We start from the raw sequence: 12,364 nt of genomic DNA on the forward strand, positions 1-12,364 counted from the left end.
TTTCAGAAGCATGACGAGCCTCTACAGAGTGAATTTGAAGCGCTGGTTCTAAGAATGCTGTTCCCATAAGATTAGCAGCCTGTCCTTTATATGCTCTTACCCCAGTATCTTCGAAAGCCTGAGCTAAAGCTAATAATTGCGCATAGGCAGTGTCCTGACCAATTCCATTATCGTTAAATGGGTCAAAAGCGCCACCAGCAGTAAAGTCAAAATTAGGCATAGATACCGGAGTTGCTCCTGCACCTTCTAATCCAGCCTTTAAAAATTCTACGTGTGCATCCTCGTGCTTATAAATCTGCATGTATACAGTTTCTGGTCTTCCAGATGGAAGAACTCCAGAATCAAGAGCTAATCTGTAAAATTCAGCTTCTAAATACTCTAATGTTAAAGCCAATTGTAAAGCGTCTACTGCAGCATTACCGCTATCCTGAAACATTGCGTTAGCCTTAGTGCTCGCTAATCCAAAAGGTACAGCAGCCATAGCAGCCTTTTTTCCAAATGAACCAAGAGTAGAGAACATTTCTCGCCTCGAACTTGATTTGGTAGTTAATTTTTCAGATGAAAATTCATCTAATAATTTTATTATACTCATAATGTTTTTTTTAGATTTTAATAGATTACGCTCCAGTCATTGGTTCAGGCAGCTCATTAGCTGTGAAATCAGTTACAATAAATCCACCTGCAATGTCAAATACTTCTGCTGGATCGTAAGCAAGATCTAAACCTGTATCTGTAGTAATAACGTCATCACCTGCGAAATCTGCAGAGTCTGGATTAATTAATGATCTAATAGCAGACGCGTGTCTAGCCTCTACTGATACAATTTTACCAGCTAATAATAGGTAAGCAGGATCAGCAATACGATCTCCAGCACCATTGTATGCTCCGACTCCAGTATCCTCAAGTGCCATTGCAGTTGCTAGTACCTGATCTCTACTAGACAAATCAACAGAACTTAAATCAAATTCCAAATCCGGCAACATTGCCTCCGGAGTATCAACGGTTGCTGCGGCTATAGCTGTTCTAAAAAATTCTCTGTGTATAACTTCATGGTTGTAAAGATCATCCATTAGATCTTTTTCTTCTTGTGGAGCGCCTGCATAATAGTCACCACCTCTTACAGCAGTATAAAATGCAGCTTCCAATTGCTCTAAAGCATATGCGTAATTAAGAATACCCAAATCTCCGCTTCCTAGATCAAATACTGCATCTACTGGTGGCTCTGTTGGATCCGGATCCACTGGATCTGGTCCTCCTACATCTCCGCCTGGGTTAAATAAATCATCATCGCTACATCCGTACAATAAAAAGCTGGAACCGGCTATACCTAGACCACCTAATTTAATGAACTTCCTACGCGAATTCTTGTTCGAATTTTTCGGTGATGCATCAACTACATCTACCTTCACTAAGGGTTTTTTCATGATTAAAATTTTAGTTTCTATGGAAACTTACGAAGGGAAAGGCAATTCAGTTTTAATCCAATCGTTAAGGTTGTCTTAAAAGCCTTAAAATTTTGAAAGCTTTAAGAAATTTGATAAAATCAAGATTTTATTTTAAGACAAATTAGCATACCTGATCTTACCACACCACGTTTATGTATAAAATTAAGGGCATATAAATTTTGAGTACTTTTGAAAAAAATATCTGCATTGCGAAACATCTTTAGCGTACTTCTTTGTGTGATCTTCTTTCAGGTAGGAATGGCACAAAATAGTCAGGAAATCAACTATGAATCTGATAGAACTTTAAAAAATGAAGCCAGGTATCCTGGGGCTCTTATATTGAGTAAAATCGATAACCAGGTATATTTTGATCACGATGGAATTGAAGTATGGTGCGATAATGCAGTTTTTTATAAAGAAGCCAATTTCTTCAAGGCTTATGGTAATATTAGAATGCAGCAAGGTGACAGTGTAAGTATGACCAGCAACTATGCCGAATATAATGGTGATACCGAATTTGCCTTTGCCAGCGGAAAAGTATTAATGAAAAGACCTCAAACCACCCTTGAAACCGACAGTTTGTTCTTCGACAGACTAAAACAGGAAGCATATTACAGAAGTGGTGGTAAGGTTCGGGATACTGCGAGTGTACTTACCAGTAGGATTGGCCGCTATTACATGGAACAAAACAAATACAGTTTTGTTGATGAAGTAGTAGTCACTAACCCGGAATATACTATAAACTCTGAACAACTTGATTTTTATTCTGAGAGTGGTTACGCTTACCTATATGGACCTTCAACGATCAAAAGTGAAACCAGCACGGTTTACTGCGAACGCGGATTTTATGATACCAGAGCAGATAATGGTTATTTCGTTAAAAACTCGAGGATAGATTATGAAAATCGAGTCCTGAAGGGGGACAGTCTGTATTTCGATCGTGAATCCAGTTTTGCATCTGCCACAAATAATATACAGGTCATCGACACTATAAACCAAAGCAAAGTAACCGGTCATTATGCTGAAGTTTATAGGGATAAAGATTCTGTTTTTATAACCAAAAGAGCACTTGCCGCAAGCTTACAGGAAAGAGACACCCTGTTTATCCATAGTGATACCATTATGATCACTGGGAAACCTGAACATAGAATTATTCGTGGTTTCTATGACGTTCGAATTCTAAAAGAAGATCAAACCGGTGAAAATCCAATGAGCGGGCGTAGTGATTCAATATACTCAGATCAACAAAGCGGACTTTCAAAATTGATCAATCTTGGTCGTTTTGGTGATAAAAAACCTGTTTTATGGTCGGGGCTCAATCAAATGAGTGGTGATAGCATTCACCTTCAATCCAATCCTGAAACTGAACAACTGGATAGTCTGCTGGTATTTGACAATGCTTTTTTAATTCAGAAGGATACCATAGAAGGATACAACCAGTTGAAAGGAAAGATTCTCACAGGATATTTTGAAGATAATCAACTACGGGAAGTTATTATTGATAAGAACACTGAAACTCTCAATTATTTGAGAAACGATGAAGGCGCACTTATATCGATCAATAAGACTCTTGCCAGTTATATACGTATCCTGTTTCAGGATCAGCAGATCGAATTCATAGATTATTTAAATGCTGTTCAGGGTAAAATGCCTCCAGAAGATGAAGTTCCTCAAAACCAAAGAACCTTAGCTGGTTTTAACTGGCGCGGTGATGAAAGAATTATTTCGAAAGAAGGATTGTTTGAAGGAAAACCTGTACCAGAACTTACCAAGATCAAAGGTATCGAAATGCCTGAAGCTCCTGAGGAATTTTTTGAAGAACGCGAGAAGGACGACCTCCTACTGGATCAAAATTCCAGACTCAAACCAGAAATTCTAAAGAATAGAGCTAAAGATTCTCTGAAGTATAAAAACGAAAAGGTTCAGGATTCACTTAAGGACGCTATTGAACCAATTGCAAAACCTGTTAAGGACACTCTAACTGGCAACCAGGAATGAAGGAAGATTTTTTAAAGTTTCAGGCTCAAACCACTCCTCACCCACTGGCATTAGAAGTAGAAAGTGCCACTGGTAGTTATATAAAGACAAGTGATAGCAAAGAATACCTTGATTTCGTTGCTGGCGTATCTGCCTGTACTCTTGGTCACTCGCATCCTGCAGTGGTAAATGCTATCAAAGAGCAGGCTGAAAAGTATCTGCATGTAATGGTTTATGGCGAATATGCACAGGCTCCGGCGGTAGAGCTTAGTAAATTGCTTGCTAAAAATTTACCTGGTTCGCTATCTAAAACCTATCTCGTAAATAGCGGAACTGAGGCGATCGAAGGTGCACTGAAACTGGCCAGAAGGGCTACTGGAAGAACAGGGATCATTGCTGCAAGGCACGCCTATCATGGTAATACGATGGGCTCCTTAAGTCTGATGGATTTTGAAGAAAGGGTAAAGGTTTTTAAACCTTTGATAGGAGATGTTTCATTTATAGAATTCAACTCCACGGATGACCTTTCAAATATCAACGAACATACAGCATGCGTAATTCTGGAGACAATCCAGGGTGGAGCCGGATTTATTCAGCCTGTAGATGATTATCTTCTGAAAGTAAAAAAACGTTGTGAAGAAGTAGGCGCATTACTTATTCTTGATGAGATACAACCTGGTTTTGGAAGGACCGGTAAATTATTTGGATTCGAAAATTTCGGACTTGTTCCTGATATCCTGGTAATGGGAAAAGGAATGGGCGGAGGATTGCCAATTGGAGCCTTCACAGCTTCAGAAGAGGTCATGGATCTACTTATGGACAATCCAAAACTTGGACATATCACAACATTTGGTGGCAATCCTTTAATTGCTTCAGCAGCACTTGCTACTTTAAAAGAACTCCTTAGCACAAACCTTATTTCTGAAACACTACAAAAGGAAAAGCTCTTCAGAAAACATTTACAACATCCGCTCATTGAAAAAGTTAGAGGGAGAGGCTTAATGCTGGCAATTATATTAAAGTCTGCCGAAATTGCAGACCAGCTGGTGCTTAGAGCTAAAGATGAACAATTGATCTTATTCTGGTTATTGTTCGAAAAGCGAGCCGTAAGGATCACTCCGCCCCTGACAATATCTTCTGAAGAAATTTTGAAAGGATGTGGCATTATTGTTGACATACTGGAAGAGTTAAATAGCAATATTGAAGCTGTTAATTAATTTGTTAACAACAATGCAAGCGGGCGTACCTATTGCCCTTATTCCTTTTTAACTTTAATAACAGTAGAAATCCCATAATCACTCTCTTATGCAATTGAGCCATAACGAAGAAGATAATTTCTCTCTTGATCGCTTCGAATCCATGCTAAAGACCAATGACGTTCTTTTTTTCGATTCGAACGAATTTGAGAATATCATCAACCATTACATAGAGAATGGCAAGATAGCTCTTGCTAAAAAAGCGGTGAAATTGGGTCTCGCCCAGCATCCTACTTCAGTAAATCTAAGATTATACAAAGTTGAGATCCTTGTTTTTGAAGATAAACTGGATCTTGCAGACAGCATACTTAATGAACTGAAAAATCTGGAATCTTCCAACGAAGAGATCTACATTCAAAAGGCTCAGATCTATTCTAAGCGAGATATGCATGCTGAAGCAATTACCATGCTGGAAGCAGCTTTGGAGATCACGCTTGAAGATGCAGAAATATTTTCGCTCATCGGGATGGAATATCTGTTTCTCGAAGATTTTGAAAATGCGAAATATAGCTTTATGAAATGCCTTGAGGCAGATGATGAAGATTACTCCGCACTTTATAACATCATGTATTGCTTCGATTTTCTTGAACAGAAAGAGGAGGCTATTGATTACCTGAATCTATATCTGGACAAGCACCCGTATTGCGAAGTAGCCTGGCACCAGGTTGGAAAGCAGTATTTTGACCTGAAGAACTACACTAAAGCACTGGCAGCTTTTGATTTTGCCATTATTAGTGATGACAGGTTCGTGGGAGCCTACCTGGAAAAAGGAAAGGTTCTTGAGAAATTAAAGCGTTACAATGAGGCCATCGAAAACTATAATATTACTCTGGAACTCGATGATCCTACATCATTCGCATATTTAAGAATTGGTAAATGTTTTGAAAAACTTGGTTGTGATGATTTCGCGATCAAAAATTACGAGCAAACCGTGCATGAGGATCCTTTACTCGATAAAGGCTGGATCGCGATTACTGACTTCTATATCAAAAAACTAAACTTCCCAAAGGCTTTATATTATATTAATAAAGCGATCAATATAGACGAGGAAAATGTTCTTTACTGGAAGCGTTACGCAAAGATCAACAGTAGACTGAATTTCCCGGAGGAGGCTGAGCAAGGCTATAAAAAAAGTCTTGAGTTGGGGAATTACGAATTAGAAACCTGGATTAGAAGATGTGATATCCTGATTGGACTGGGAGAATATGAAACTGCAATTTCCAGCATGATGCAGGCTCTGGAATTTTACCCGGGTACTGCGGAAGTCGAATATCGTCTTGCCGGTTTATATTTCAATACAAATAATGGTGACAAGGGTTATTTTCATTTGAATAATGCCTTGAAAACCGACTCAGAATATTACATCATCATAGAAGAACTTTTCCCGAATATTTTCGAGCGAAAAAGCATCAAACAAATTATAAATTCCTTCGTAAAGCTCTCTTAGTAATTTTGCTACCTTTGAGCAAAATCATAAAATTCTAAGATGCAACGCAGTTTAGTGGACTATCTAAAGATAAGCCTTAAAGGAATGGCTATGGGAGCCGCAGATGTTGTTCCCGGAGTCTCCGGCGGTACTATCGCATTTATTTCAGGTATATATGAAGAGTTGATCACCACCATTAGTGGAGTGAATCTTGGGTTGCTTTCTACCTGGAAAGCAAACGGCTTTAAGGCCATGTGGGAACAGCTGAATGGTAATTTTATCGTAGCTCTTTTTGCAGGTATTCTCGTTAGCATATTTAGTGTGATGCGTGTTGCAAATTACTTGCTCGAGAATCATCCGGTTCTAATCTGGTCCTTTTTCTTCGGCCTTGTGGTTGCCAGTATTTGGTTTGTAGGTAAACAAATCCCAAAGTGGACCTGGAAGATCGTTTTAGCACTGGTCATTGGTGCTGCAGTTGCATTCTATATCGTTAGCCTGCCACCACTTTCCGCCAGTAATTCCTATTTGTTTTTATTTTTTGCCGGAGCACTTGCCGTATGTGCAATGATCCTTCCGGGAATTTCAGGCGCTTTTATTCTGGTATTGCTAGGTGCTTATAAGTCTATCACAGAAGCAGCTCATGATTTTGATCTAAAGACAATAGGTATTGTAGGTGTTGGAGCAGTTTTTGGATTGCTTACATTTTCAAAGATCCTGAAATGGCTTTTCGTTCACTATAGTAGTATTACCCTTGCGGTTCTTACCGGCTTTATTGCTGGTTCACTGAACAAGATCTGGCCGTGGAAAGAAACTCTGGAAACCGCGATGTATGGTGAAAAAAAGGTTGTTCTTAAGGAAGCTTCAGTATTACCATGGAACTTCGACGGAGATCCACAAACATTTTGGTCTGTCGCACTTATGCTGGCCGGGTTCTTCCTCATTTTAGGTCTGGAAATGCTTGCCGGTAATAAACCTGAAAATGCCAATGCAGCAGACTAGGACCTTCACAGATAAGTTCCTGCTGATTCTAAAAGGTCTGGCTATGGGCGCTGCGAACAAAGTTCCTGGCGTGTCTGGTGGCGTTGTTGCCTTTGTTGCCGGATTCTATGAAGAGTTCATCTATTCATTACAAAAAGTAAACTTCAAAGCCTTTAAGCTTTTGATCTCTGGTAGATTCAGAAGCCTTTATCATTATATCAACGGGAAATTTTTATTCCTGTTAATTCTTGGGATGCTCATTAGCTATTTTAGTGTTTCCAAGATTCTGGATTATCTCATTATACACTACGAACTATACGTGTGGTCGGCTTTCTTCGGAATGATCATTGGCTCTATTTATTACATTAGTAAGGACTTTGAAGACTGGGATCGTAATTCCATTGTATTTGCAGTACTCGGGATCATTGCCGGAATAGCCATTAGTTTCCTGGAACCTGCAAGAGAAAACGACAATCTCTGGTTTGTATTTATCTGCGGAATGATAAGTGTGTCGGGCATGACCCTTCCGGGTCTCTCAGGCAGCTTTATTTTGATTCTGGTGGGGAATTATGTCCTGTTGCTGGTAGACTCTGTTAATGCGCTCTATGATACGATGGCAGACATTCTATTGATGGACTTCTCCTGGACTGGAAATGCGGAAAGAATTCAAATGCTCAAAGTACTGGCCGTCTTCGCCATCGGGTCTCTGGCCGGACTGGTTTCATTATCTCATTTGCTTGGATATGTACTGAAGACTAGAAAAAAAGAAACTTTTGCAGTCATCATTGGTTTTATCACAGGCTCCCTTGGAGTTGTATGGCCATGGAAGGAGAAAGTTTATAAAATTGGTGAACAGGGTAAAGTTCTTATTGATAGGAACGGAAATAAGGTGATCGACAATTACGATCGATACTGGCCACAATTCGATCAGGTAGAAACTTTCGCGGCAATCTTTTGTATAGGAATAGGAATTAGCATTGTACTTGGACTCGCCTGGTACGAAAAAATTACTTCGGAAAAATGAGAACTTTTGGACTCGTTGGAAAAGACATAGATTATTCTTTTTCCAGAAACTACTTCAGCAAGAAATTCAGCAATAAAAATATCGATGCCAGGTATATCAATTTTGATCTTGAAAGCATTAATCAATTTCCCGAAATTTTCAAAACTACGCAAGTTTCCGGATTGAATGTAACCATTCCCTACAAGGAAAAAGTAATTCCATTTCTAGATCATCTTGACTCTGAAGCGCAAAAAATAGGCGCTGTGAATACTATCAAAATTTCAAAGAACGGTGAGCTCACCGGTTATAATACAGACCATTTTGGCTTCAAGAAATCACTCGAAAATCACTTGGAAAGTTTCCATAACTCTGCTCTTATTCTGGGAACCGGAGGAGCTTCAAAAGCCGTCGCTTATGCTCTTGACAAACTGTCAGTTCCCTACCAGTTTATCTCCAGAAATTCTTCGGAAAACACGCTATCATATAGTGAACTAAGCATTGAATTAATTAGTCATAACAAGCTGGTAATAAACACAACACCTCTAGGCACTTCTCCTGAAACCGAACGTTATCCTGATATTCCTCTTGAAGGTATTTCCAGCCAACATATCATCTTTGATCTTATCTATAATCCGGAAGAAACCAGGCTCATGAAGCTAGCTTCTGAACGTGGCGCAAAAACCTTAAATGGTTATAGAATGTTGGAACTTCAGGCTGAAAAAAGCTGGTCCATCTGGAATTCTTAATTCGACTCCTAATGCTTCATTCTGTTTATAAATAGAATCATTCCCTTGTCCAATTTTAGTGGAGTTGTTATCTTTCAGAATAATTCGATTTTGAAGAACCCTAACATTGAAAGATATGTCTACTACAGAAAATGAGAACAAGAAAAATGAAATGTCTGAGAACCATGAAAAGGACTCCAAAAAGACCTCCGGTTCCACAGATCATTCTTTGAATGACCCGAACGATAACTCTGAAAATCTTCAGCAGGAATCTGAACGAAAAGGTGATGACGGGACCGATCATGAAGATGCAATCGTTCATGAATCTGCTTCAGGAAGGGCAACTTCAGATCAAAAGAAAATAGAAAAGACAGATCCAGATAAAGATCCGTATACGGCCATGGAAGGAGACGGAGATACTTATCCGGTAAAGAAGAACAATGAATCTGTAGAACCTGAAAACAAATCTGTTCGAAAAGTTTCAGAATCTACAGATCATGAAGATGCGATCGTTTCAGAATCTGAAAACAGGAAAACGGCGGCAAATACTGAAGAACAGGATGAAGATCTTGATAGTGATATTGGTGAAGCAGTTGTTGGGGAGAATCAGAAAGGCAGCGGGAGTCATGAGGAAGACATGGAGAACTCTGTTGCTGAAGAAAGTGAAGATGAAAGTGCTGGTGAACGACACACTATAGAGAAGAAGGATTACCATTCCATGAGCAAGGAAGCTCTTGTAGAGGAACTGGAAAGACTGCTGAAAACCGAGAAGGTCCAGGCGATCAAAGAACATGTGCAGGAGATCAGAACCGAATTTAATGCCAAATTCGATGAAGAAATGGAAGAGAAAAAGGAAGAGTTTCTTGCTGAAGGCGGGAATATAATTGACTTCCACTACTCTACTCCCCTCAACAAACAATTCAGTTCAACATATTTTGATTATCGTGAGAAGCGGAATGATTATTATAAACGCCTGAAGAAAGATCTCAATCAAAACCTGAATATACGCTTAGAGCTTATTGAGGAATTGAAGGGACTTCTGGGAGTTGAAGAAAATATCAATACGACTTATAATCATTTCAAGGAAATTCAGGATAAATGGCGTAGCGCCGGACCTATTCCAAGAGATCGTTATAATAATGTATGGAACACATACCATCATCATGTGGAAAATTTCTATGATTTTCTGCATTTAAACCGGGAATTCAGAGACCTGGATTTTAAACATAATCTTGAGCAAAAACTTAAGGTTATAGACCGTGCTGAAGAATTAGCGCAGGAAAAAGATACGAATCGTTCTTTCAGGGAATTGCAGATGCTACATAAAATGTGGAAGGAAGAACTTGGTCCCGTAGCGAAGGAGTATCGTGAAGACATCTGGAAGCGATTTAGCGCTGCCACAAAACAAATTCACGACAAGCGTCAGGCATATTTTTCTCAGCTGGACGAACAGTACGAGAAGAACTGGGAGAACAAAAGAGATATCATTATCAAGATCAAGGAAATTGCAGAACAGGATTTTGATAGCCATAATAAATGGCAGCAAAGTATCAAACAGATCGAATCTCTGCGAGAAGAATTCTTCAAGGCTGGGAAAGTTCCAAGAAACAAGAACCAGGAAACCTGGAATGAGTTCAAAGAGCATGTACGTAAATTCAATCGAAAGAAAAACGCGTATTACAAGAACTTGAAGAAACAGCAATACGATAATCTCGAGCAAAAGAAAGAACTTATTAAAATTGCAGAAGACAATATGGATAGTGATGACTTTAAAACGGTCACACCGCTCATGAAGAAAATCCAGAACGATTGGAAGAAGGTTGGACATGTACCCCGAAAGGATAGTGATAAGGTCTGGAAACAGTTTAAAAAAGCCTGTAATCATTATTTTGATCGCATGCACGCTCAGAAAAATGAAGAGAATAAGGATGAAGTAGAAGCTTTCGAAAAGAAAAAAGCCATATTGGATGAAGTAAAATCTTTGGACCTAGATGGCACTAAGAAGGAAAACCTTGCCGCTATCAAGGATAAAATCAACTCCTGGAAGGAAGTGGGTCGGGTACCTTATAATAAAAGATTTATAGAAGGAAAGTTTAATAAAGCGTTGGATCAACTCTTTAAGAAGCTTGATGTTGACAACACCAAGGCAGAGATGATGAAGTACGAGAATAAGATCCAGGCCCTTGATGACGCTGATGATGACAAGAAGATCAGGAATGAACACTATTTTCTTACCAAGAAGATCGAAGAGACCAAGGCAGAGATCAGGCAACTAGAGAACAATTTACAGTTCTTCAGCAATGTAGATGATGATAATCCACTTGTACAGGATGTGCACAAGAATATCGCTCAGCACAAAGCCGACCTGGAAGTATGGCAGGAAAAACTTGCCAAAATTAAAACCTTGTATTAGGAAGAGTTCAATACTATAGCCTGTATTATTCTTTATGATCGGAAAAGCTTAAGAACTTTTCGTGATAAAAGTTTACAGGCTGTAGTTGTTCAGAGTTAAGTAAATCTTATTAGTGCGATTCGTTATATAATTATATAAAATAAGATGGTTTAATTATAAAACGGACTCCTATCAATCTTACCTAAAAATTTAACTATTAATTCAATACTAACTTACTTTTGAAATATCTTAAAATTGCTGTTATATTATTACTAATTACAAACACTGCTTGCGCCCAAGATCACCAGTCAAAAGATGAGTTAGCAAAACAGATTATTGGTTCTTGGCATCTAGAAAACAGTTCTGAAGACAGATTAACTTTTTTTAAAGACGGAACTTTAGAAAGATCTATTGAAAATGGATCAATCTCATCCGACAAATATGAAATTACTAAAGACTGTGATGGAGAGAAACTCTCCGATAAAGATTTCTTTTTAAAAATAATAGATGAAAATGGAATTTCCTCCTGTGCCTACATAGAAGGTATAAATTATGATGAAAATGGAATTTTCTCATTGATGACAAAAAACCAAGGTAAAATCATAGTTTATAGGAAAGATCAATAATCCGTGAAATAAAACTTTCAACAACATCGGATAATTGACAATAGCCGGCAGCGTAAGTAAGAAAATAATTATCTTGACCAACAAACCAATACTAAGCCCACAAATCCGTGTCCCTTATTCCGCTAACCACCAATAAATGAGACTACTAAGTATAAGAGTATCGTAATTTGACTCGTTACCTCAAGTTTATTACGCTATTTTAGAGAGTTATTATCTTTTCTGAATTACATTAAGAGTTGACGGATAGCTATCTAAATTTTTTTAATCTCTTCGGAAGTAGTTGCTCGTAACGGCCACAGAGATTTCAGCGCTGTTACTAAAGCCCTAGGCAATCAACACTAAATATAATTATGAGGTGATCTGAAAAGGTCGTGAAAAATTGAAAGTTTGATAAGAATCAATTCTAATAAACTTTGTTTTTCATTTCTGAAAACTGACACTATCCCGTAAAGTGTGTAAGTTCTAAATAAAGGGGTTTAATTTTTATCTAAAGTTGAACCCTTTCTTCGTATATAGTCAAGAACTGATTGAGGACG

Annotated in this window: 10 protein-coding genes; 8 read left to right on the plus strand and 2 right to left on the minus strand. The window is 38.5% G+C overall.

Features of this window, described 5'->3' with window-relative positions; all coding sequences use genetic code 11:
- The coding region (locus tag QZ620_RS10885; RefSeq protein WP_295181535.1) for a ferritin-like domain-containing protein at window positions 1–592 on the minus strand (592 nt) is incomplete at its 3' end.
- Window positions 593–617: 25 nt separating this feature from the next.
- Window positions 618–1,424, minus strand: coding sequence for a ferritin-like domain-containing protein (locus QZ620_RS10890; protein ID WP_295181537.1), 807 nt, complete (start codon window positions 1,422–1,424; stop codon window positions 618–620).
- A gap of 210 nt (window positions 1,425–1,634) precedes the next feature.
- Between QZ620_RS10890 and QZ620_RS10895 the strand changes: the two genes are divergently transcribed.
- The 8 genes from QZ620_RS10895 to QZ620_RS10930 all read left to right on the plus strand — a co-directional run bounded on the left by QZ620_RS10895 (window position 1,635) and on the right by QZ620_RS10930 (window position 11,828).
- The gene (locus QZ620_RS10895; RefSeq protein WP_366935458.1) at window positions 1,635–3,443 is read left to right on the plus strand and encodes an OstA-like protein; all 1,809 of its coding nucleotides are present in this window, start codon (window positions 1,635–1,637) and stop codon (window positions 3,441–3,443) included.
- Entirely contained in the window at window positions 3,440–4,639 is a 1,200-nt protein-coding gene (locus QZ620_RS10900) for an aspartate aminotransferase family protein (protein WP_295181539.1), read from the plus strand. Before QZ620_RS10895 ends, QZ620_RS10900 begins: the two co-directional genes overlap by 4 nt.
- Window positions 4,640–4,727: 88 nt before the next feature.
- Window positions 4,728–6,125: a tetratricopeptide repeat protein gene (locus QZ620_RS10905; protein WP_295181541.1), complete on the plus strand. Its 1,398-nt coding sequence runs from the start codon at window positions 4,728–4,730 to the stop codon at window positions 6,123–6,125.
- A 39-nt stretch (window positions 6,126–6,164) separates the two neighbouring features.
- A complete protein-coding gene (locus QZ620_RS10910; RefSeq protein ID WP_295181543.1) occupies window positions 6,165–7,103 on the plus strand; it encodes a DUF368 domain-containing protein in 939 nt (312 codons plus the stop codon).
- Complete coding sequence (locus tag QZ620_RS10915) at window positions 7,090–8,106, plus strand: DUF368 domain-containing protein (protein ID WP_295181546.1); 1,017 nt, start codon at window positions 7,090–7,092, stop codon at window positions 8,104–8,106. The genes QZ620_RS10910 and QZ620_RS10915 overlap by 14 nt, the downstream gene beginning before the upstream one ends.
- Window positions 8,103–8,831 carry a shikimate dehydrogenase gene (locus tag QZ620_RS10920; protein WP_295181547.1) on the plus strand — a complete coding sequence of 243 codons (729 nt, stop codon included), beginning with the start codon at window positions 8,103–8,105 and terminating at the stop codon, window positions 8,829–8,831. Before QZ620_RS10915 ends, QZ620_RS10920 begins: the two co-directional genes overlap by 4 nt.
- 115 nt (window positions 8,832–8,946) lie before the next feature.
- Window positions 8,947–11,223, plus strand: a complete 2,277-nt coding sequence (locus QZ620_RS10925; RefSeq protein WP_295181549.1) for a DUF349 domain-containing protein — start codon at window positions 8,947–8,949, stop codon at window positions 11,221–11,223.
- 218 nt (window positions 11,224–11,441) lie between these two features.
- Complete coding sequence (locus QZ620_RS10930) at window positions 11,442–11,828, plus strand: hypothetical protein (RefSeq protein WP_295181551.1); 387 nt, start codon at window positions 11,442–11,444, stop codon at window positions 11,826–11,828.
- Window positions 11,829–12,364: the final 536 nt, after the last annotated feature.

It is taken from the genome of uncultured Christiangramia sp., from assembly GCF_913046405.1.
In the GTDB taxonomy this organism is placed as follows: domain Bacteria; phylum Bacteroidota; class Bacteroidia; order Flavobacteriales; family Flavobacteriaceae; genus Christiangramia; species Christiangramia marina.

Bases quoted from the DNA above. Each gene is read 5' to 3' on its own strand.
- QZ620_RS10890 (WP_295181537.1), bottom strand. From the start codon at position 1,424: ATGAAAAAACCCTTAGTGAAGGTAGATGTAGTTGATGCATCACCGAAA.
- QZ620_RS10900 (WP_295181539.1), top strand. From the start codon at position 3,440: ATGAAGGAAGATTTTTTAAAGTTTCAGGCTCAAACCACTCCTCACCCA.
- QZ620_RS10905 (WP_295181541.1), top strand. From the start codon at position 4,728: ATGCAATTGAGCCATAACGAAGAAGATAATTTCTCTCTTGATCGCTTC.
- QZ620_RS10910 (WP_295181543.1), top strand. From the start codon at position 6,165: ATGCAACGCAGTTTAGTGGACTATCTAAAGATAAGCCTTAAAGGAATG.
- QZ620_RS10915 (WP_295181546.1), top strand. From the start codon at position 7,090: ATGCAGCAGACTAGGACCTTCACAGATAAGTTCCTGCTGATTCTAAAA.
- QZ620_RS10920 (WP_295181547.1), top strand. From the start codon at position 8,103: ATGAGAACTTTTGGACTCGTTGGAAAAGACATAGATTATTCTTTTTCC.
- QZ620_RS10925 (WP_295181549.1), top strand. From the start codon at position 8,947: ATGTCTACTACAGAAAATGAGAACAAGAAAAATGAAATGTCTGAGAAC.